Below are 23,097 nucleotides of genomic sequence, written 5' to 3'. Positions count from 1 at the left end.
GCTTTTTGAAGAATAAATATTTCTACCTCAACCACCCATATCGCTCCAATATCTTCCCCGCCTTCTCCTCATTCACCATATTCACAAAAGCCCAATAGCCTTTGGCATATTGCGTAGCATCCTTACCGATTCGTTCACTCATTGCAGCCGCACCCTCCTGTTCATAGTGGTGCAAAAAGCTGCGAAAGTTTCGCAAATCACGCCGAGAAACACTCATCGTTTCGTTCACCACAATCCCAGTTACCGCCTGTCGGGTATGCGAGCGCATCACAGCCGTTTTATCGGGGTGAATCACAAAACCTTCTCTTTCAATGATTTCTTGCGAACACTTCAATAGCCACGGAACAGCCTTATTGTTTTTGTCGGGATGCGAAAAAATCATATCGTCTGCATAGCGGGTATAAGTGAACTCATATTTTTGAGCAAGCCCCGTCATTCTACTATCCAATTTGCGGCAAATGATATTGGTCAAAGCGGGTGAAGTGCAAGCCCCTTGCGGTAAATAGCGTTCACTCAATGCCACATAAAAATCCTGTCCGTCCAGTTTTGCATTTACCCGAAAAGCATCCGTACAAATCAACCCAAAAATAGTAGCCACACCTTCATTGTAGCCAAAACTTTGAAACAAACCCTTGATGCGGCGAAACTGTATGGAAGGAAAAAAATCTTTTAAGTCCATGCGAATTACCACGCCTTTGCCCTGATGCGGTTCGGCATTGTCGACAATCGAGCGATTCTTGCGGAAAGCCATTGCATTTTCGTGGACGGTGATTTTAGAAAGGATATTCTCCAAAATCCAAGATTGTGCAGTGCGTAAGGTCGGTTTTGGAGAAGAAATGCTGCGGAAGCCACCTTTGCGTTTGGGGATTTGAAAGCGGTGGTAGTGATCTGTTTTGGCGGTGACTCGATGATAACTCAACCACGAAACTTTGCCCATCGTCAATTGCATCGCATTTGCAATGTCCTCCGCATTTCGGATAATCGGCAATTGCAGTTCCTTCAATGTCTGCTCATTGCCACCTTCATATTTTAGCCCTTTTGAAACTTTATCACCGAGGTAAGTAGGCGTTTTTTGCTTGCGTTCAATTTCTTTTTGGCGTTTTTCTTCTAGTTCAATCGCTTTTTGTTTTTTGCGCTCAACCCGTTCTGCCCTCACCCTTTCGATTCGGAGTTTGCGAATGTGTTTGATAATCGTTTCCACATCTTTTAGCTTGCCAATCTCACCGTCAATCTTTCCAACCTTGCTTTGAAGGCTTCTCAATTCTTTTTGTGCTTCCTTAAATTTTTCCAAATCATCGTTGGTCAGTTGAAGAAAACCCGTCCGAACCATGTCTTCCAATTCGGTGTATTCTCTACCCAATCGGCGCATCCGTTCACGCCAAGTTTCAGTGGTTGTAGTACTCATAGATGTGTTATGTTGATAGTTAAAACATTTTTTTTGAGATAGTTAGCCAACATTTGAAGGTAGGTTTACCTTCATCGATGTCACAATATAAGAACATTCTTTTTGCTAAAATAATTCCTTAAAATGCGATTATTTTTAGTTTTTTTCTTTCTCATATCCGTTCAAAACCAAAACCAAGTGAGCTAAAAAAACTCTGTACCTCTGTTTCTCTGTGTTCAATTTTCGTTTCAATTCATAAAGCGTGTCACCAAAATTTCTGCAAAATCCCCCAAACCTCCTCTCCCTATCTCTGCGTCTCTCCGTTCAAAACCAAAACCAAGTGAGCTAAAAAAAACTCTGTGCCTCTGTTTCTCTGTGTTCAATTTTCGTTTCAATTCATAAAGCGTGTCACCAAAATTTCTGCAAAATCCCCCAAACCTCCTCTCCCTATCTCTGCGTCTCTCCGTTCAAAACCAAAACCAAGTGAGTTAAAAAAGCTCTGTGCCTCTGTTTCTCTGTGTTCAACTTGCAGAAAAAATAGTAATTTTAGCCTTCATGCTTCAAAAACAAAACCTGCAATCATGCGTCTATTCCCAATATACATTTTCCTCAGCCTATTTTCCTTCAATGCTTTCGCACAAAACGCCCTCAATTGTGCCGAACTCAATCCCGATACCTATTTCCTTTGCGAAAACTTCAATGACGGAAATTTTACCGAAAACCCTACCTGGAGCGGTGATACAGCCGATTGGATAATAGCCGATGGACAACTGCAATCCAACGGCCCAGCCATTACAGGAACTTTGCTGCAACTGACCACCCCTTCCACAGCTATCAACAACACCGAATGGCAATTTTTCGCCAATCCCCGACTCAGCACTTCTTCCAATAACTACATGGATATTTTTTTGGTGTCCGACACCAATAATTTGAAGGAAACCCCCAATGGTTATTTTGTACGAATTGGTGATACATCGGATGATGTCAGTTTGTTTCGGATAGACAATGGCGAAGAAACTAAGATTATCAATGGTTTGGGCGGAACGATTGGCAGTAGTACGAACAATCCTGTTAGTGTAAAAGTAACTCGTACTGCCGAAGGATTGTGGACTTTGCAGACGGCTATTGGAGGAGGTTCGATTTTCAGCATTGAAGGAACAGCCACGGATTTGACTCACACCAATAGCACCCATTTTGGCGTATTGATTCGGTATAGTCAAACCAATGCTGCCAAATTTTTCTTCGATGATTTTTTTGTAGGCGACATTGTAGTGGATACCCAAGCCCCCGAAATTGTGAGCGCAAATGCTATCAGTAGCACGGTTATTGAAGTCGTTTTCAACGAAGCGGTTAGTGCAGAAACATCTGAAGATGAAAATAATTACCTCCTCAACAACAGCGAAACTCCTTCAATGGCTAGCCTCGTCAATCCCACTTTAGTACGCCTCAATTTCGATACCCCACTGCAATCAAGTGTATCAAATGAACTCCAAATCAGCAACATTGCAGACTTGGCAGGAAACGAAATAGAAACAACAACCCGACAAATCGCTTATTTTGAAGCCCAAGAAAACGACATCATCATCAGCGAATTTTTTCCCGACCCAGCACCGCCCGTTGGTTTGCCTGAATTTGAATTTGTTGAATTGTACAATAGAAGTGACTTTGACATTCCGCTTGCCAATTGGACGATTTCGGATGCCAGCACTTCAGCTACCTTACCACCGATTACGCTTCCTTCCAAGAGCTACTTGATTGTCTGTGCTCAAGGAACTGTTGCTACTGCCTACCAGCCTTTTGGCAACGTGGCAACGGTCAGTTCTTTGCCTTCTCTGAACAACACCAGCGATGAATTGACCCTTACATCCAATACAGGATTGACTATCAACCAAGTCAATTACAGTAGCAGTTGGTACAGAGATGATATGAAAAACGATGGTGGATGGACTTTGGAAATCATCAATCCCGAGAATCTTTGCGAAACTGCCAACAATTGGATAGCATCTTTGGATGCGAAAGGCGGCACACCTGGACAGGCGAACAGCGTTTTGGGTTTGTTTCCCGACAATGAAGCCCCAAAAATCGTATCTGCCAACCTCGATGGCGACCAAGCGATTGAAGTGACTTTTGACGAAGCTATTGACTTATTTTCAGCTTCAAATCCCTCCAATTACAGCCTGAACAATGGCATTGGAGTTCAATCCGTAGTAGAAGATTTGCAGATGGTAACACTATTTTTAGATAGCCCATTGCAGCAAGGAACGCTTTATACGCTGACCATCAATGGCATCGAAGATTGCGTGGGAAATGTGGGTCAAAACCTTCAAATTCAACTGGCAATTCCCCAAGCTGCCGATATTTTTGATGTACTTATCAACGAGATTTACACCGATTTCACCATTCCAGAAGTCTTCAATGTTCCGCAATTGAACCTGCCTGAATCCGAATTTGTGGAACTCTACAACCGAAGCGATAAAACCATCAATCTCGGAGGTTGGTACTTGGGAGATAGTGGTGACAGCACAGTTTTAGGCAATTATTTGCTGTTGCCCAAGCAATATGTCGTGCTTTGTCCAATGAGCAAAGTCGCTGATTTTTTGGCTTTAGGTGCGCCAACTTTGGGAGTCACTGGTTTTCCGAGTTTAACCAATTCGGGCGAAACCATCACGCTGTTGAATCCTTCCCAAAACTTGATTCATACGGTAAGCTATCAAGATTTTTGGTACAGAGATGAGGTGAAGCAAGAAGGTGGCTGGACTTTGGAAATGATAGACCCAGCGAACCCCTGCGAAGGCGCAAACAATTGGCGGGCTTCAAATGCAACAATTGGTGGAACGCCTGGTCTTCAAAACTCCATCTTTGCGACCAATCCCGACCAGACTTTTCCCGATTTGCTGAGGGCAGAAGCGATTACAGCGACCCAAATACAGCTTTTTTTCAGCGAAACCCTAAACCCCAACAATGCCACCAATTTGTCTTACTTCAATGTGAGTGATGGAATTGGTCAGCCCATTATTGCCCTACTTCAAGCCCCTAACTTCAACAGTGTCTTGCTTTTGTTGGCAAATCCATTGCAGCAAGACCAGATTTATACGATGACGGTTCAAGGCATTACGGACTGTGCGGGAAATGCAATTGGCGGATTGAATCAAGTACCTTTGGGCATTGCGAAAGCTCCAGAAGTGGGCGATTTGGTCATCAACGAAATTTTGTTTAATCCAGTAAGTGGAGGTGTAGATTTTGTGGAAATCTACAATAAGTCCAACAAAATCATTCAGTTGTTTGGTTGGTTGTTAGCGAATGTAGACATTGAGGAAAACCCCGATTCCTTGATTAATGTTTCTCCAATTGTTGAAGAACGATATTCACTCTATCCGAATCAGTACCTCGTTTTGACCGAAAATGTGAATCAAGTTCGCACCTACTACGGTCGCTGCAATAATTTGCCGATGGGCAGTTTTTTAACCGCCGATTTGCCGACTTACGATGATAGAGAGGGCGTTGTGGCGATTACTGAACCTTTCCGAACGATTGTGTTGGATCAAGTGCATTATTTTGCCGATTGGCACTATTCTCTTCTGCGGAACGAAAATGGGGTGTCTTTGGAGCGCATTGATGTCAATGCTCCTTCGCAAGATCCAAACAACTGGCAATCGGCGGCGGAAGGTGTTTGTTTTGCTACTCCTGGCTACCAAAATTCTCAATTTTTTGCTCCAACTGATAGCGGTAAAAGTATTAGCATTGAACCCTCGTCTTTTTCGCCCGATGGTGATGGCTTTAAGGATTTCACCACGATTCAATACGAATTTGACCAGCCAGGTTTTGTCCTAAATATTTCGATTTTTGATAGTCGAGGGCAGGAGGTGCGTCAATTGGTGCAGAGTGAATTGGCGGGCAATAGTGGTAGTTTTAAATGGGATGGTATTTTGGAGAATGGTGAGAAGGCTCGGTTGGGGATTTACATTGTGTTTGTGGAGGCGTATGATTTGGAGGGTAATCGGGAAGTTTGGAAGGAGACGGTGGTTGTTGGGGGGAGGTTGAAGTAGGGCATAATCTTATATTAATGAATCCTTTAATTAATTTGAGAAAAATTACAACAAAATGGAAATCAATTTTATAGGGCAAGGTTTGCCCGACAAGCCTGAAAATTCTGCAGGAAATGTGATAATGAATACATTGAAGGATACGAGTTTTGAAAGTTTCTTGTGTATTGTTGCTTTTGCGAGTAAAAAAGGAGTAGGTGGTTTGAGAAAATTGATGGAAACGAACCCCAATCTTAAAACAACGATTTATGTTGGAATTGATCAGCAAGGAACACCAAAGGAGGCACTGGAAGAATTGTTGTCGATACGTGCAAAAGTCGCAGTTTACTACACTAATTCGCCCATTATATTTCATCCCAAATTGTATTTATTTGAAGGAAAAGAAAAATGCCGAGTCATTGTGGGGTCTTCAAATTTGACAGTGCAAGGTTTATTTAGAAATCTGGAAGCTTCTTTGGTTGTTGATTTTGAAGTATTTGATGTAAAAGGTAGGTTGTTGTTGCAGCAAATCAAAAGTTATTACAAGGATTTTTTGAGTGGAGAAGATGTGAATATACAAGGATTGAGTCATCGATTAATCAATAATTTATATGAGGCGGGGATTGTTCCAAATGAAGAAAAAGTAAAAGCGAGTTATCGAAAAACTCCTGTTGTCAAATCCGAAAATCAATCTATTATCAAGGAGATTAAGGAGTTGTTTCCTGCCGTAAAGTTGTCTAAAGTTCCCGATAATTTTGTTAAGAAGTTGCTTCAAAAAAAGAAACAAAAAGTAGTAGAGGAAGCTTCAAAAGTAGTTTCTGTTATTTCATCTCCTATCAACAAGGGAAATTTGGTATGGCGCAAAATAAAACTACCAGGTTCTGATGTCCAATACAGTAGAGAAGGTACGAACCCAACAGGAGGTTTGCGATTGACACAGGCAAAATGGCAAATCAATGGGGAGGTAATTGACCAAACAAGTTACTTTAGAAATACCTTGTGGGGAAAATTTGAATGGGGAGTGATTAGAGCCAAACCGCTTGTAGAAAGAGCCATTATTCAATTTAGTATCAAGATAAATGGAGAGGATAAAGGCATACATACTTTAGAGGTGAGGCACAAGCCAAGTGGAGTTGCCAATCAAGGAAATTACACTACTTCACTTTCTTGGGGCAGTGTTGGAGATATTATCAAAAATGGAAACCTAAAAGGAAAGGATTTGTTTTTATATGCGCCTTCAAAGGGAAGGAAAGAGCCTTTCTTTATTGAAATTCATTAGTATTTTACTGTTTTTGATAGAAAATGCCTAATTTTAAGGACAAATAGCAACTAAATGAAACTCGCAAAAAACGAATCCCAACAAAAATTAAGAGGTGGTTTTTATACGCCTGCTCCAATTACCAATTTTATGTTGGATTGGGCAATCAATGGGGCAACGGACTATGAAGTATTAGAACCGAGTTGTGGAGATGGTGTTTTTTTGCGGCAAATGAAGGAGAAAAATACTGCTTTTCAATCCCTTACTGCAATAGAACTGGATGAAATAGAAGTCGAAAAAGCAAATGCCATTGAATTGAAGAATACAATCGTTTTGAATACGGATTTTCACGATTTCTGCAATACGACCGAGCAGAAATTTGATTTGGTGATTGGCAACCCTCCTTATATTCGCTATCAGTTTTTTGACAGCATCCAACAAATTGCAGCAGAAGAAATTTTCAAAAAAGCGGACTTGAAGTACTCCAAACTGACCAATGCGTGGGTGTCTTTTGTGGTTGGTTCTTCGCTTTTATTGAAAGAAAAAGGCAAGATTGCTTTTGTGGTGCCTGCCGAATTATTGCAGGTTTCTTATGCCAAACCTTTGCGGCAGTTTTTAGCCCATTTTTTTAATAAAATCAACATTGTTTCTTTCCAAAAACTGGTCTTTCCCGATATTCAACAAGAAGTGGTTTTGTTGCTTTGTGAACGCAATGGAAGCACGCAACACTTAATCGAACACATTGAAGTAGAGGATGCAAGTGTATTGAAGGAGATAGATTTAACCATATTGAAGCAACCACAAAAAAAGATTGATTTTCAGTCGAATAAGTGGACATTTTATTTTTTGGAGCAAAGAGAAATAGATTTTTTGGAGCGATTGACCAAAGAAAAAATTGTTCCTTCAATCGGGGATTTTGCGAAAGTGGAAGTGGGCATTACTACGGGAGCAAATAATTTTTTCACTGTTCCATTATCGACCGTCAAAAAATACCATTTAGAAGACTATTCCAAGCCAATGGTTGGTCGGAGTGTGCAAGTCAAAAGTATCCGATTTACGGAAGATGATTGGGAATTGAACAGTCAATCTTTAGCAAAAGCGCACTTTTTGGAGTTTCCACTTTTGAAGGAACTGCAAAAAAACCTGCAAGCAATGGCGTATTTGGAATATGGTGAAAAGTTGAAGATTCACAAAGGCTATAAATGCAGAATTCGAGAAGAATGGCAGATTGTGCCTTCTGTTTGGGGGCCAGATGCTTTGTTTATTCGACGGAGCAATCGTTATCCCAAATTGATTGTGAATGAAGCAAAGGCTTACACTACGGACACGATGCACCGAGTACGCATGAAAGAAGGAATAAATGTGGAGGCTTTGGCAGCGAGTTTTTATAATTCTTTGTCCTTTGCTTTTGCAGAAATTTCGGGGCGGAGTTATGGCGGAGGCGTATTGGAGTTAATGCCGAGTGAGGTGGAACAGATATTGATTCCTTACCAAGAAAGTCACAAAGACTTGGTAATCATTATTGACGAAATGATGCGATTGGATAAAAGCATTGAAGAAATTTTGGCTTATACAAATGAAAAATTATTGAAGGAAAGTTTTGGTTTTTCAAATGCAGATATTAAAATTGCTAATAGTATTTGGCTAAAATTGTCGGATAGACGCATGAATCGAGGAAAGAAATCGAAGCAAAAACATATACCCAATTCTATTTTCAGCGTTTCAGAGATGAATCATCCTCTATCACAACATCCATGAAACAATCCTCTTTCTCCATCTTCAATTCTCCGTTTTTTGTCCTTGCTTTGTTGCTATTGTGCGCCAACGATTGGGTTTGGAAAGACGCTTACAGCAATTTTTTGACGGGTAAACTGTCCGATTTTGCAGGTTTGTTTGTCTTTCCCTTGTTTTGGGCGGCGTTCTTTCCTCGCTTCAAAAAACAGGTTTTTGTATTTGTCGCCTGTGCATTTATATGGTGGAAAAGCCCTTGTAGTCAGGTTTTTATTGAAGCATGGAACAACTTAGGAGTTTTCCCATTGGCAAGAATAGTGGATTACACCGATTTGTGGGCTTTGTTGGTTTTGCCTCTTGCCTATTTTTATCGGCCTTCATCTTCCTTCAAAGATTGTTTGTCGCCCTCTGTAGTAAAATATGTGCGGTTGGGAATGGTATTGGTGAGCAGTTTTGCATTTTTGGCTACTTCTGTTGCCCCAAAGACCAAACAAATGGAGATTATCTACAATGAAACCTACCAATTTGACTGCTCCAAAGAAGAACTGCAAAATAGAATTTTTAAGCTCTATCAAAATTATGACCTCAACGCTCTCCTTGAAACTCCTGAAAACATTCGATATGGAAGTCCGCATACAGAAATGCCCTTTGACAAATTCCGTGAGATGTATCTGCAAGACACCACTTATCTGGAATTTCAAACAAGTTATTTAGTGCCAATACTAATGCTTCCCGATTGGCACACCCATATCCTAAAAGTAGTAGTGGATGGCAATGAAAAGAAATCGAATTTACAGTTATTTTTTTTGGAAGAATTCCGCACAGCTTCTATGAACAAGAGCAAAAAACACTACGAAAAAAAACTGCTTAAAAAATTTGAGAAGAAGGTGGTAAAGAAACTAAAACGCCGTTGAATAATTTGTAATGCGACCACTGTCACAATATAGACAACAACCTAAGTTACACCGCCGTATCTTTCAAAAAATAGACATTCAATTTTCGGGAGTCGAACAAGTCTATACCTTTGTGTAAAATAAATCTTACAGATATGCAAAAGAGTTTTTTGGGAAAGGTTTGGGATAGTTTGTATTGGAAAATATCGGCTATTTTTTTGGTGATGTTGATTATCATTGGTTTTGCTTATATAGCCATAGCTGCTTATTCTTCAAATAGATATGCGTGTGAGGTGACACAGCAAGTCAACTCCCATGTAGCCCAAAGCATCAGCGAAAAGTTGCCTTCTTTTTCTAAAAGCGGAATGGTCATGGAAGAAGAATTGGCTGAACTGAGGGCAGATGTGAAGGCTATTAATCCCATGATTGAAGTGTATTTACTTAGCCCGAACGGAGAAATTTTGGGTTATGCAGCTCCTGTTGATAAACTAAAACTGAACATGGTGGATTTGGATCCCATCAAAAAATTCATTGATTCAAAAGGAAAGACTTTTGTACTGGGTGAAGATCCTCGAAACAAGATGATGAAAAAGGTTTTTTCTGCAACAGCAGTCGGGGAGAAAGGGAAAGAAAAGGGGTATATCTATGTGATTTTGGCGAGCGAAGAATACCATGTGGTGATGGACAGCCGTTTGTGGGGCTATTTGTATCATTTGGGAACGACTTCAATTTTGTTTACCATTGTTGCAGCCATTGTAATTGGGTTGGGAGCTATTTGGCTTTTGACCAGCAATTTGCGAAATATTATTAGTACCGTTAAAAAATTCCAAGAGGGGGATTTGACTGCAAGGGTGCATTTGCCTTCAAGCGGAGAAATTGCAGATTTGGGGAGTGCCTTCAATGATATGGCAGATACGATTTTGGCAAATATTGAAGATATGAAATCGGCGGACATCTTGCGTAGAGAGTTGGTTGCCAATATTTCACATGACTTACGCACACCTTTGGCAGTTATTCATGGTTATATCGAAACATTGATGATGAAGGAGGAAACTTTGACGAATGAGGAGCGCAAACGCTACATCGAAATCATCATGAAGAGTACTGCAAAATTGAAGAAAATGGTGTCGGAATTGTTTGAGTTATCGAAGTTGGAGGCAAAACAGGTGAAACCCAAAAAAGAACCGTTTTTTATGCAAGAGTTGGTGCAAGATGCGTATTATAAATACGATGTTTTGGCAAGGGAAAAAGGGGTGGAGCTGAAAACGGTTGTTACAGATGGAATGCCGATGGTTTTAGGTGATATTTCTTTGATTGAACGGGTTTTGCAGAATCTTCTGGATAATGCCATCAAATTTACTCCAGAAGGGGGGGAGGTTTTTATCAAACTGGTCAAAAAGGAAAAGGCTATTGAAGTACAGGTTTCAGATACGGGAGTGGGAATTGCAAACGAAAATATACCTTATGTATTTGAACGTTATCAAACCCATACTAGAACGAATGGTGAAAAAAATACCATTGGCGGTTTTGGTTTGGGATTGGCGATTGTCAAAAAGATATTGGAGTTGCATGATACAACTCCAATGGTGACGAGTAAACTGCAAGAGGGCGCAAGGTTTTCGTTTCAATTGCCTGTTTATGGATAGGAAGTTGGCCAGTGATTACTCCACAAGCTACTGATATACTAACTCGCTAATAACTAATCCGATAAATAGCATTGGCAAAATCGTCTGATACCAACAATGAGCCATCAGGTAGGTGCATGATATCAACAGGTCGCCCCGAAACATCACCATTTTTGAGCCATCCTTCTGCAAAAGGCTTATAGGAAGTCGCTTTGTAGTTTTCGTCGAGTGTCACCATGGTCAAGCGATAACCAATTTTGTCGCTTCGATTCCACGAACCGTGTTCTGCAATAAAAATTTGATTTTTATACTTTTCGGGAAACATTTGTCCTGTGTAAAACCTCATTCCCAAAGGCGCAACGTGTGGGCCAAGATTTTGGGCTGGAGCGGTGAAATCGCTGCAAGGTCTTTTGTCGCCAAATTTGGGGTCTTTGATGGTTCCTCCATGACAGTAGGGATAGCCAAAGTGCATTCCTTTTTGGGGTGCATGGTTGAGTTCACAAGGAGGCTCGTCATCGTTGAGCCAATCTCTTCCGTTGTCGGTAAACCAAAGTTCGCCCGTAGTTGGATGCCAGTCGAAACCCACTGAATTGCGGACTCCATGAGCAAACACTTCTAAATCACTACCATCGGGATTCATTCGCATGATGGAAGCAAATATTTCTTCTTCTTTTTCGCAAATATTGCAGGGTGCGCCTACGGGAATGTAAAGTTTTCCGTCAGGGCCAAATCGAATGAATTTCCAACCGTGGTGGGTTTCTTCGGGAAAATCACCTCGCACCAAGACAGGTTCAGGAATAGTGTTCAAGTTATTTTCGATGTCATCATACCGCCAAACTTTGTTGACCTCCGCCACATAGAGTGCGCCATCTTTGAAGGCTACACCATTGGGCATGTTCAATCCTTCTGCAATGGTAATGATTTTATCTGCCTGATAGTCATTGTTTTCATCCGTCACTGCATAGACATTTCCTACACTTCGAGTACCTACAAAAATAGTTCCTTTGTCGCCTCTACAAAGTGAACGGGCATTTTCGATGTCTTTGGCGAAATAGCTGATTTTGAAGCCTTCGGGTAAAGTAATTTCTGCAATATCTCGTTCAACAGGCTTCATAGGAACAGATACCGAGCAGTTGACGAAAACGAAAAATAGGATGACAGTGGTAATTGATAACAATAAATACCTCATGATAATGATGATTTTTAACGAAAGAAACAAAATTAAGACAATTGAAGCAAGCAAATGTTTTGAAGAATTGGAATAGAAGATTTTTTATTATCTTGGTCGGCGAGATAAATATTTAACTGTAAAATGGTAAAATTGTTGAATTGCTCGATGGTTAAATTGCCTCATAAATAGTTGATTGTGAACTAAATTTTTTTAAGCACAAAACAATGTTGCCATTTAAAATGAAAAGACTTTGAAACACACTTCCTTCAATTGGTACGAAAGCGATGGTAAATTGGTTTTTGCCCAAACATGGCAACCCGATGATTCGTCAAAGGTGAAAGCTGTTATCTGTTTGATTCATGGAATGGGCGAACACAGTGGGCGTTATGAGCATGTTGCAGATTTTTTCACCCTTCATGGGTATGCGGTTATTGCTTGTGATTTACGGGGGCATGGGCAGTCAGAAGGCAAACGAGGGCATGTTTCCTCTTATCAAATTCTTCTGGATCAAGTAGATAGAACTTTGGCGGAAGCGACCAAACGTTTTCCTGGTGAACCCAAGTTTGTATATGGTCACAGCATGGGCGGCAATATTGTGGTGAATCACGCTTTGGAACGAAAACCTGCTGTGGAAGGAGTCATTGCGAGTGCGCCGTGGCTGACTTTGCCGAATCCTCCAACGAAAGGTCAGGTGCGTTTGGCAAAATTTGCAGATTTTTTTGGAGGCAGTTTAACGCAACCCAACAAACTTCCTTTGGACAAACTTTCAAGAGACAAATCGGTGGCAATAGCTTACGAAGGGGATCCTTTGGTACACGACCAAGTTTCGGGACGACTGTTTTTGAGTTGTTTCCAACAAGCACAAAAAGCAATGGACAATGCTGCAATGCTTACCGTTCCTATGTTGCTGATGCATGGGACTGCCGATGCTTTGACGGGGTATGAAGGTAGCAGGGAGTTTGCGAAAAAGGCAGGTAAGATTGCAACTTACAAAGAGTGGCCTGGCTTGTACCATGAAATCCACAATGAACCCGAAAAATTGGAGGTGCTGCAATATGCGCTGGATTGGATGGAAAAACAATTGGATACGACTTTGACTTTGAGTTGATTGAAATAAAAAAATGCAAAGGTTTTGGGTATGAAAATACCCAAAATCTCATTTTGCAGCATAAAATAAACTTTACTTCAAAGGTACAAACCTTTGTTTTTTGACTCTATGTAAATACACCCTACCTTGAAATATTTTAGCCTAACAAAACCATATCATTGAACTAAATAACAAAGAAAACACAAACACTATGGAGCAATTTCAACTAAGTTACATTGACATCGGCATTATGATTATGTACGGTGTTTTGATTATTGGTTATGGGCTGTACCATGCCAAACGGGAGAGTTCGGAAGAGTATTTTTTGGCAGGTCGGGATATGACCTGGCCCATTGTAGGAATTTCATTGTTTGCCGCCAACATCTCCAGTTCTACTTTGGTTGGTTTGGCGGGAGATGCCTATATGACTAACGTACATGTCTATAATTATGAATGGTTTGCAGTCGTAGTTCTGATCTTTTTCTCCATTTTCTTTTTGCCGTTTTATTTGCGCTCGAAAGTCTATACGATGCCAGAATTTTTGGAAAGACGTTATGACAGCCGTTCCAGATACTATTTTTCGTTTATCACCATCATTGGGAATGTAATTATTGATACCGCAGCAGGTTTGTATGTGGGTAACTTGGTTCTCAAAATCATTTTTCCCGAATTGGATACGTGGATGATTATCGTCATTTTGGCATTTGCAGCAGCAGCCTATACGATTCCTGGGGGACTGAACTCTGTGATTCAAACAGAGGTGATTCAGGCAATATTGCTGATTATTGGGTCTTGTATTCTCACCTTTTTCGCCTTTCAAGAAGTGGGCGGTTGGACAGCATTGTTGGACGGACTGAATGCTAAAAATGCGGCAGGTGAATTGGCGCTGAATGCCGATGAGATATTTAGTCTGGTCAGACCTGCAAGTGATGAATTTATGCCGTGGACAGGATTGTTTTTTGGCGTACCGATTTTGGGTTTTTACTTTTGGGCAAACAATCAGTTTATGGTACAGCGAATTTTGGGAGCCAAAGACTTAAATCACGGTCGTTGGGGAGCTTTGTTTGCAGGTTTGTTGAAGTTGCCTGTTATTTTTATCATGGTTATGCCTGGCGTATTGGCGATTATGTTGTATTCCGATTTGGATTTGACCGCATTGAATTACCACCTTCCGAGTGGCGCAGTTTGTACCAATCTAGCTGACTGTCCGAATATGACCTATCCTGTATTGTTGTTCAATTTATTGCCAACAGGACTGTTGGGAATCGTATTGGCGGGGCTTTTGGCGGCAATGATGTCGAGTGTTTCGGCTACCTTCAATTCTGCTTCAACGCTGATTACGATGGACTTTGTGCAGAAAATCAAACCCGATTTGACGAGCAAACAATTGGTGAAAGTAGGTCAGATAGCAACGTTGGTTTTGGTGGTTTTGGCTTCGGCTTGGGCTCCTCAAATTGAACGTTTTGGCTCACTCTTCAAATACCTTCAAATCGTCCTATCGTTTATCTGTCCGCCAGTCGTTGCAGTGTTTATCTTAGGACTTTTCTGGAGACGTGCTAACAGTACAGGTTCGATTGCAGCCCTATTGACGGGTTTTGTGTTTGCAGTGTTCTTGTTGTTGTCTAAGGCTATGGAGCTTGTTCCTTTCCTCAATGACATTCACTTTTTGCACATGACTGCTTATTTGACCATTTTGTGTTCAATGGTTCATATTTCGGTAAGTTTGATGACTCCTCCGCCTGATCCAGCTCAAATTGGTTCTTATATTTACACGAAGGAGTTGTTTGATGAAGATACCAAGTCTTTGGAAGGCTTGCCGTGGTACAAGAATTTCCGTATTTTATCCGTTCTTTTGTTGATTGTAACGGCGATAATTGTGGGGTATTTTTGGTAGGAAAATATTTTAAAAATACAATTTCAAGCATCAAATCCAAACTCAATATAGTGTTTGGGTTTGGTGCTTTTTTAGTTCTTGAAAAGAATTATTTGTCAACCCCTTCCTTCAAATAATAATCCTCTTTCTCCCGCATTACCGACTGTTCTGATTCGGTTTTGTCGCCATAACCTATCAGGTGCAACAAGCCATGCACCATCACTCGCTTCAATTCCTCCAAAAAACGCACACCAAATTTTTCGGCATTTTCTTCAATACGTGGCACACTGATGAATATATCTCCTTCAATATGACATTCCTCATCCGAATTATCAAAAGTAATCACATCTGTTAAAGTATCGTGTTGAAGGTATTGCATATTCATTTCGTGGAGGTGTTCATCACTGCAAAAGATATAGTTGAGTTCTAATAGCTCATAGCCTTCTGTGGTGATGACATCGGAGAGCCATTGACGGTAGTTGTGTTCCTTGGTAGGTACTAACTCAAACGCAAGTGGAGGTTCGGTGTGGAAGAAGATGTTGATTTCGGCGGTTGATGGTTCCAATGTTTGTCTGTTTATTGGTTGATATAGAAGGGCAAGATAACCATTTAACCGCTAAAACAAGGAAGAATTTGGATAGGAACACTCCAAAAATAACTTCACAACATCAAACTCATAAAAAGGTGATTTTGAAGTGTGGCATTAATTTTTAATTTCATTTGTTTCTAATGGATGTAGCTGAAAAGAAATTTCTACTTGCCGACCATCATTAGAATACTGTACACTATCGGATAGTTCACGCATCAAAAATACACCTCGACCATTTGTACAGGTCAGTCTATCAGGCTGTGTAGGGTCTGGAAGTCTTTCGGGGTTAAAACCTTCTCCTTCATCTCTTACTACAAAATAAAGCGCATTGCGGTGTGGGTGCATACGTATGTGGACATGTTTGCGGGGATCGGCTTGATTGCCATGTAGAATGCAGTTGTTTACAGCTTCTGTCAACACCAATAAAATATTGAAGTAAATTTCGTCATTAATATCGAATCGCCTTTTTACTTTCAACACATAAGGTTCTACCAATCGAATATTTTGAGGATGTGAACTTAATTGAAGGTAAAATTCTTTATTAGCAAACATAAATTTGTCTTTTATAGATGGTTTTAGATGGATAGTTGCATAAGTATAGGCTTCTAATGGTTGTTTTATTGAGCTGAAAGAAGTTGTAGTAGGTTTATGATGTTTTGTTTTTCAAAAGAGGTTTTTATTAACAGAAAAAACGAGCAATAAGTTTTAACAAAAGTTAACTATTGCTCGTTTTTTTTTTGATTTTCCTTAAAAGCTGATGGCATTGAAGTATTTTTCTACCAACGACTTATAATAGGGTTTGAGTGAAGGCGGAACCGTTTTGTAGAGTTCCACTTCCGACTGTCGTTGTTTGAGGTATTCTTCAATGGCTGGAGGCACATTTCTCGCTTTTGTTTGAGCCGTTTTCGACTCCCGCTTTTTGTCGAGTTCTCTTTGTCGCATAGCGTCTTCGGCTTCGAGTAGGCGAGTCATGATATCATTTTGGCGTTTGATCATTTCGGAGGTCAATCGTTTGTTGACCAAATCGGTTTCGGTTTCCTCCATCTCACGGGCCAATTCCTCCAATTTTTTACCCAGTCCATCACCGTTTTTCCCCGCATCATTTTTTTGTTCTTTTGCCATTTCTTGCATGGCTTGACGCAGTGCAGCTTGTTTTGCAGCCATTTGAGCCATTTCTTTGCTCATCTGTTTACCCGACATTTTCCCTTGCTTCATAGCATCCTCCGCTTTTTTGATGCGGTCATTTAGTTGCTTTTGCATATCACTCATGCCCTTCATACCAGGTTTTTGCCCAGGTTTTTGACACGATTGATTGCCCTGCATTTGTTGTGCCATCTGTTGCTGCATCTGTTCCATCGTTTCGCTCAGCATCAGTGCAAGGTTGTTGGTGCTAGTCATCACATATTGTTGATGGGCGTTCGCTCGTGGCACTTTCCGATCCTCCAATTCATCAATCGCATCGTTGAGGTTTCGGTTAATATCTGCCAGCTCTTTGGTGATAAAAGCCTCTAACTGAAAGACCCTTTTGCTCAATGCCACCAAACTATCTTGAATGATTTCAGCATCATCCTTCAATTTGTATTGATTCTGCAAAAGGCTGACATATTGAGGTGTATTGATGGTAGAGGAAGCAATGTCGTCCATCAGATTTTCCTGATCATGAGAAAGGTCAATCAAGTTTTCGAGCAATTGGCGAATCGCTTGCATATCTTCACCCGCCTGTTTCATTTGCATTTCCATCTGCATCATCTGCATTTTTTGCGCCATTTCCTGCATCTTTTTACCCGCATTCTTTTGCTTCTCACCAGCATCTTTTTGCTCGCCTTGTTCCATCTTCTCGCCACTTTCTTGCTGCTCTTGCGAAATATCTTCCTGCTCCTCTTTTGTCTGTTCTTGCAGGTCTTCGGAAGGTTTTTCCAACTCTTCATTCATCTTTTGCAGTTCCTCCATGTCCTTCTTGATGTCCTCAAATTTTTCGTTGAGTTCCTCTTGGTCTTGTTTTTGTTCTTCAAGGCTTTCTCCTTCTTTTTTATCTTCTGTTTCCTCGCCTTCTTGTTCTTGTTCCTCGCCCAACTCTTGCAGCTTTTCGATGGTTTCGTTCATTTTTTGTTCAAATTCCAATTGCTTGAACAATTCCATCAACCTATCCAATTCATTTTCAAGTTGCTCGTCGGTCATCTCCATATCTTCCAACTCTTCCATCAATTCCTCCTTGTTCAACTCCTCCAAAAGCGACTCCAATTTTTCCATCAATTCCTTCAATTCATCGGTCATCACCTCTTCAAACAACTCTTGCAGCTTCTCCTGTTTTTCTTGGATATTTTCGTTGAACTGTTTGAACTCCTTTTGTTGCTCCAAGTTCTCATTGAAGTTTTTCTGTGTTTTTTGGATTTTTTCCTCCAAATTCTTGTGCTTTTCCAGCATTTCTTCAATGTTCTCCTTGTCTTCCCAACTCAACTCTTTTTTCTGCACCAATTTCTCTTGCATCTCCTTTGCGTCCTTCTTCAATTCTTGGGCATCCTTCATCACATCCTTCAAATCATCCTTCATCTCATCGTTCTTCTTGTCTGCTATTTCATCCAATTCCTTGATAGTAGGCATTTCGAAGATTCTCATACTCGTTTGTGCCGATTTGCTACCATTTACAGCATCGTTGTCCCACACTTCAAAGTAGTAGGTCAACTTATCACCAGGTTTCAAACCCATGCTCTCCAAATCCCAAAAATGATTGAAGGTAGTAGCTCGTTTATTTTCTCCAACACTCATCGGAAAAGATTGATAGTCAGATGAACCTGCTATCAATTTCCCTTTTTTGTCTTTCGACTCGATTTTGTATTTGAAGTTGATGCTTTTGATACCATAATCATCCGTTGATTCCCCCAAAAAGTAGAGGTGTTTGTCATTCGTACTGTCTTGCATTTGCTCCGCCGAAATAGTAGGATGCACATCGGGAATCACCGAAACATTGTAGCTAATCGAATCTGCATTGGGCAATTGTTCATTGGACAAGAAAACCGAATAGCCCGAATTGCTGCGGAATCCTTTGTTGTAGCTAAACAAACTTTCACCTTTGCGAGTCGCTTCAATCCGTTCACCAGATTTACCAAAAGCCATTTCTACCTTATCTGTACTTTCTGCTTCAAAACGCCAAGTCACCTTCGTTCCCATAGGAATCACCATATCACCCGAATTTCGCAATACTTCATCCTCTTTGCCTGTGTAAGCAGGATAGTCCAACACTGCATCAAAACTCAACATAGTAGGTTTTGGAATCACCTTGATGCTGTATTCTTGGGATGCAAAACCAGCGGCCTCCAAGAAGAAATCTACATCTTTTTGAAGTTTGTTGAACTTATAGTAAAACTCCGTAGGACTTTTCTTTTTGAGTTTGTAGGGAAAATTGTTGTAGTGGATAAATACCTCATTGGGCAATGCTGAACCTTTCACCACTTTTACTTCTACTGTAAAATCTTCATGTTGAACGGTCTGCAAGTTATCTGTTACCACCTCAAAATAGAAAGGTGCAGCAGGATCGTAGTGGGTTTTGTAGTCAATAATTCTATTAGCACTCGTTGTCAGTAAATTAGGCGCACCGAACAACAAGACCATGAATATCAAAAACGGCACGAGTGCATACTTTACATACTGCTTGTTTTTACTCAAGTCGACTGCTCCTGCAAAAGGAACAGGTCTAATGTCTTCAATTTTTTGGTCAATACTCGCCTCAATCAACGAAGCATCGGATAGCTGGTTCGCTTGATGTCTAAGTTGTAAAATATTGATTAACTTATCTTTGACATCTGTAAAGTGCGTGCCAATGATGTTGGCTGCTTGTTCGTGAGAAATCACTTTTCCCAATCTAAAAAACTGCATCAAGGGAATGATGATCCAATTAATCAACACAAAAGCACTCAAAGCGATGAAACCAAAAAAGAAACCTCCTCGAACAGTGGTCGGAAAGTAAAACCGAGACTCCAATAAAGTCATTGCCAATACTGCAATGAGTATCAAGCCAATACTGTATAGAGTGCCTTTAATCAAACGATTGACATAATACTTGCGTATAAATTCGTCTAATTTGGCGATTAACAATTGATAATTTGCGGATATTTTGCTCATATTTGTGGACTCCTGTCTTTTTTCGGAAGGATGGAAAATACTATATTTTAGTCTTTTATGCAAAAAAAACATTCCCTACAAAGGTAAGTGTTTATTATTTAACATTATTTTGCCTCCCATTAACGTTTTAAGGTCTTTCGTTGTTTCTTTTGGGGTGAATTTTAACACTTGATTGTAGAAACTTTAGTAGCAGTTTTATACCCTTCCAATAGTCGAAGCGGTTAAGAAGGTAATGCGTTCAACTGTTGCCAAAATTGGACATTGTTGGCAAGGACTACTTCAAAAAAAATACCTTCTATGTAAAAAGTAGAAGAAAGTGTTTGCTATATTTGTTATCATACCTACACATCCAAGCCAATCCACATGCAAAACAATAACAAAAACAAGTCCCACATCAAAGGCGACCACAACATCGTTCTTCAAGGAGTCAGCCACAGCCACATTACCCTCCAAATAGACGGTGAACACAGAACCCTCCGCAAAGACCTCAACGAACTCCGAAACCTACTCCAAGAACTCAATAAACAAACCTTTGTCTTGGGAGAAAAAATCTTGGACATCCAAGAACTCAGCCCTACGAGCTTTCAAAACGAAATCAAAAATGCCATTGTCAACAGTCAAATCACCGTCAGCGGCAACATGTACATAGGCGATGTAGTGAACTACTACTTCAATGGAGAAAAAAAAGCAATCCCCCGCCTACTCACCAACAACATCCCGACCGAAGCCGAAAACATCATCGGTCGAGACAACGAACTGCAAAAAACGCACATTTTTCTGCAAAACCACAAACCCACTACCCTCGTCAATGGGATGGGCGGCATTGGCAAAACCGCAGTCGCCACCAAATACATCGCCCAACACCTGCAAGACTACCAACATTTTGCATGGCTGACCGTCCAAAGCAGCAACAAGGACAATCCCATTCTTTACAGCATAGCCGACACCTTCACCTCCAACCTGCCCCTACTCGACAGCCTCGGCATTACCCAAGAAATCAACGAACTACTCCAAGCCAAAGCCCCCGAACAAGCCTTTCAAATGGTCTTCAAGCGGCTCAACGACTTGGACAAAACGCTCTTAGTGATAGACAATGCCAACCAACTGCAAGACCTCCTTAAACACCGACAACTATTTGAACGCAGCCACAACTGCCACATCCTTATCACTTCCCGCACCCGACCCGATAACTGGCAGACCGTCGAAGTCGAAACCCTGCCTCCCCAACAAGCGATTGCCCTCTTTCGTCAGCACCATCCCGATGTCGCCGCCACCGACCAACAAATAGAAAGCCTACTGACAAATTTGGCCTTCCACACCCTACTCATAGAATTGGTCGCCAAATCTGCTCAAAAATCTGCCATCCCTTTTGAGGAATTGGAAGACTTGATTGAGAAAGAATACATTCGCTCTAAGAAGCTCAACAGAAGAAAGATAGACGCAGGGGCAGGGGCGGATGCAGAGCAAAACCGCCCCAAACAAGCCAAAGTCGCCGATTATATTTGGTTCATTTTCAGAAAGATTTCGCACCTAGCTCCTACTGCAAAAGAACTCCTTCGAGCCTTTGTGCTGCTGCCGACTGCCACTTTTTTTGGAGAAAAATTTTTGGACAGTTTTTTTGAAGTGATGGGGCTGCAATCGGAGGATTTGTACAACGATTTGGAGAGTTTGGTGGAAAGAGCGTGGCTCGAAAAAAAGGATTTTTCGAAGGAAAAAGAAAACCCCGAACAAAAAGGGATTCAATACAAAATCCATCCCTTGATTGCAGAAGTTGGTGTAGAAAAATTGGCGGTTGAGGTAGATTTTGCAGCAAAATACATTCAGAGGGTTACCCATCTCATTCATTACGACAAGCTCAATCCCGAACACCAATTGATAGAAAAAAACAAATACACCTTTTTGGCGGAGCGGTTGAGTGATTTGTTTTTCCATCAAAGCCATGAAAGTTTGATAATGCTTTTGGGAAATATTGGGAATTTAGAAGATGAATATGGACAATATCAAGTAGCAGCCTACTTCAATGAAAGAGCTTTGGAAATAGCCCTTTATTGCTACGATACAGATCATCCTATAGTTGCTGTTCGTCAATCGAATTTGGCGAGTGTGTATCTGAATTTGGGTAGGTACCCCGAAGCAGCGAACTTACTGGAAATCGCCTTAGTTTCGGATTTAAAGAACTTTGGCAAGGACCATTCTAGGGTTGCCGTTCGTCAATCAAATTTGGCAAATGTGTATCTGAATTTGGGTAAGTATCCCGAAGCAGCAAACTTATTGGAAATCGCTTTAGTCTCGGATATAAAGAACTTTGGCAAGGACCATCCTAGGGTTGCTGTTCGCCAATCGAATTTGGCGAATGTGTATGGAGATTTGGGGAGGTATGTTGAAGCAGCGAATTTATTGGAAACTGCTTTAGCATCGGATTTAAAGAACTTTCGTAATAATCATCCAGAAGTTGCTAACAAACAATCGAATTTGGCGACTGTCTATGGAGATTTGGGGAGGTATGCCGAAGCAGCGAACTTATTGCAAATCGCTTTAGATTCGGATATAAAGAACTTTGGCAAGGACCATCCGACCGTTGCCGTGAGCCAATCGAATTTGGCGAATGTGTATCTGCATTTGGGCAGGTATGCGGAAGCAGCGGGTTTATTGGAAATCGCTTTAGCTTCGAATCTAAAGAACTTTGGCAAGGACCATCCGACCGTTGCCGTGAGCCAATCGAATTTGGCGAATGTATATAACGATTTGGGCAGGTATGCTGAAGCAGCGAGTTTATTGGAAATCGCTTTAGCTTCGGCGATAAAGAACTTTGGCAAGGACCATCCGAACGTTGCCGTGAGCCAATCGAATTTGGCGACTGTGTATCTGCATTTGGGCAGGTATGCGGAAGCAGCGGGTTTATTGGAAATCGCTTTAGCTTCGAATCTAAAGAACTTTGGCAAGGACCATCCGACCGTTGCCGGGAGTCAATCGAATTTGGCGACTGTGTATCTGAATTTGGGCAGGTATGCTGAAGCAGCGGGTTTATTGGAAATCGCTTTAGCTTCGGCGATAAAGAACTTTGGAAAAGACCATCCGAACGTTGCCGTGAGCCAATCGAATTTAGGAATGGTCTATTTCTCTACCAATGAATATGAGAAGGCAATTCCCTTGTTGCAAGATGCCTATGATTTGTATGCCCGTTTGTTGGGAGAAGAACATCCGAATACCCAGACCATTGGAGAGAATCTTCAATATGCTAAGATGTTTGCTCAAATGCAGCAAATGGGATTGAATCCAGAGGATTTGATGAAGTAGGTTGTTCGTTCAAATGTCGGCGAATTTTGATAGCGAAAACTTTGGCAA

13 protein-coding genes are annotated in these 23,097 nt (G+C 41.0%); 8 read left to right on the top strand and 5 right to left on the bottom strand.

Annotated features, from left to right (window positions below):
* Positions 1-22: 22 nt before the first annotated feature.
* Positions 23-1,405, bottom strand: a complete 1,383-nt coding sequence (locus R3E32_18930) for a reverse transcriptase family protein (protein MEZ4886810.1) — start codon at positions 1,403-1,405, stop codon at positions 23-25.
* Positions 1,406-1,965: 560 nt separating this feature from the next.
* Here R3E32_18930 and R3E32_18925 point away from each other — a divergent pair.
* The 5 genes from R3E32_18925 (at position 1,966) to R3E32_18905 (ending at position 10,934) form a co-directional block, all read left to right on the top strand.
* Positions 1,966-5,430: a lamin tail domain-containing protein gene (locus R3E32_18925; protein MEZ4886809.1), complete on the top strand. Its 3,465-nt coding sequence runs from the start codon at positions 1,966-1,968 to the stop codon at positions 5,428-5,430.
* Positions 5,431-5,485: 55 nt separating this feature from the next.
* Positions 5,486-6,685 (top strand): phospholipase D family protein, encoded by a 1,200-nt coding sequence (locus R3E32_18920; protein MEZ4886808.1) that lies wholly within the window; start codon positions 5,486-5,488, stop codon positions 6,683-6,685.
* 54 nt (positions 6,686-6,739) lie between these two features.
* Positions 6,740-8,422, top strand: coding sequence for a class I SAM-dependent methyltransferase (locus R3E32_18915; GenBank protein ID MEZ4886807.1), 1,683 nt, complete (start codon positions 6,740-6,742; stop codon positions 8,420-8,422).
* On the top strand, positions 8,419-9,309 hold the full coding sequence (locus R3E32_18910) for a hypothetical protein (GenBank protein ID MEZ4886806.1): 891 nt from the start codon (positions 8,419-8,421) through the stop codon (positions 9,307-9,309). Before R3E32_18915 ends, R3E32_18910 begins: the two co-directional genes overlap by 4 nt.
* Positions 9,310-9,443: 134 nt before the next feature.
* Positions 9,444-10,934, top strand: coding sequence for a HAMP domain-containing sensor histidine kinase (locus R3E32_18905; protein MEZ4886805.1), 1,491 nt, complete (start codon positions 9,444-9,446; stop codon positions 10,932-10,934).
* 46 nt (positions 10,935-10,980) lie between these two features.
* On the opposite strand, the gene R3E32_18900 is transcribed toward R3E32_18905, so the two are convergent.
* Positions 10,981-12,102, bottom strand: coding sequence for a sorbosone dehydrogenase family protein (locus R3E32_18900; protein ID MEZ4886804.1), 1,122 nt, complete (start codon positions 12,100-12,102; stop codon positions 10,981-10,983).
* A gap of 232 nt (positions 12,103-12,334) precedes the next feature.
* Between R3E32_18900 and R3E32_18895 the strand changes: the two genes are divergently transcribed.
* Both R3E32_18895 and R3E32_18890 read left to right on the top strand, forming a co-directional pair.
* Entirely contained in the window at positions 12,335-13,192 is an 858-nt protein-coding gene (locus tag R3E32_18895) for an alpha/beta hydrolase (GenBank protein MEZ4886803.1), read from the top strand.
* Between the two features lie 190 nt (positions 13,193-13,382).
* Positions 13,383-15,065: a sodium:solute symporter gene (locus tag R3E32_18890; protein ID MEZ4886802.1), complete on the top strand. Its 1,683-nt coding sequence runs from the start codon at positions 13,383-13,385 to the stop codon at positions 15,063-15,065.
* 88 nt (positions 15,066-15,153) lie between these two features.
* On the opposite strand, the gene ybeY is transcribed toward R3E32_18890, so the two are convergent.
* The 3 genes from ybeY to R3E32_18875 form a co-directional block, all read right to left on the bottom strand.
* Positions 15,154-15,609 (bottom strand): rRNA maturation RNase YbeY, encoded by a 456-nt coding sequence (ybeY, locus tag R3E32_18885; GenBank protein MEZ4886801.1) that lies wholly within the window; start codon positions 15,607-15,609, stop codon positions 15,154-15,156.
* A gap of 138 nt (positions 15,610-15,747) precedes the next feature.
* Positions 15,748-16,185 carry an ATP-binding protein gene (locus R3E32_18880; protein MEZ4886800.1) on the bottom strand — a complete coding sequence of 146 codons (438 nt, stop codon included), beginning with the start codon at positions 16,183-16,185 and terminating at the stop codon, positions 15,748-15,750.
* Positions 16,186-16,380: 195 nt separating this feature from the next.
* Positions 16,381-19,752: a DUF4175 family protein gene (locus R3E32_18875; protein MEZ4886799.1), complete on the bottom strand. Its 3,372-nt coding sequence runs from the start codon at positions 19,750-19,752 to the stop codon at positions 16,381-16,383.
* Positions 19,753-20,115: 363 nt separating this feature from the next.
* Between R3E32_18875 and R3E32_18870 the strand changes: the two genes are divergently transcribed.
* Positions 20,116-23,049: a tetratricopeptide repeat protein gene (locus R3E32_18870; GenBank protein ID MEZ4886798.1), complete on the top strand. Its 2,934-nt coding sequence runs from the start codon at positions 20,116-20,118 to the stop codon at positions 23,047-23,049.
* Positions 23,050-23,097: the final 48 nt, after the last annotated feature.

It is taken from the genome of Chitinophagales bacterium (assembly GCA_041392475.1).
GTDB lineage: Bacteria > Bacteroidota > Bacteroidia > Chitinophagales > UBA2359 > JAUHXA01.
Note: the sequence above shows the minus strand (reverse complement) of the source record. Positions and strands in the feature narration are given on the sequence as shown.

Coding starts and splice junctions, on each gene's coding strand:
- R3E32_18915 (MEZ4886807.1), top strand. CDS start 6,740: ATGAAACTCGCAAAAAACGAATCCCAACAAAAATTAAGAGGTGGTTTT.
- R3E32_18930 (MEZ4886810.1), bottom strand. CDS start 1,405: ATGAGTACTACAACCACTGAAACTTGGCGTGAACGGATGCGCCGATTG.
- R3E32_18870 (MEZ4886798.1), top strand. CDS start 20,116: ATGCAAAACAATAACAAAAACAAGTCCCACATCAAAGGCGACCACAAC.
- R3E32_18890 (MEZ4886802.1), top strand. CDS start 13,383: ATGGAGCAATTTCAACTAAGTTACATTGACATCGGCATTATGATTATG.
- R3E32_18920 (MEZ4886808.1), top strand. CDS start 5,486: ATGGAAATCAATTTTATAGGGCAAGGTTTGCCCGACAAGCCTGAAAAT.
- R3E32_18905 (MEZ4886805.1), top strand. CDS start 9,444: ATGCAAAAGAGTTTTTTGGGAAAGGTTTGGGATAGTTTGTATTGGAAA.
- R3E32_18910 (MEZ4886806.1), top strand. CDS start 8,419: ATGAAACAATCCTCTTTCTCCATCTTCAATTCTCCGTTTTTTGTCCTT.
- R3E32_18875 (MEZ4886799.1), bottom strand. CDS start 19,752: ATGAGCAAAATATCCGCAAATTATCAATTGTTAATCGCCAAATTAGAC.
- R3E32_18900 (MEZ4886804.1), bottom strand. CDS start 12,102: ATGAGGTATTTATTGTTATCAATTACCACTGTCATCCTATTTTTCGTT.
- R3E32_18880 (MEZ4886800.1), bottom strand. CDS start 16,185: ATGTTTGCTAATAAAGAATTTTACCTTCAATTAAGTTCACATCCTCAA.
- R3E32_18925 (MEZ4886809.1), top strand. CDS start 1,966: ATGCGTCTATTCCCAATATACATTTTCCTCAGCCTATTTTCCTTCAAT.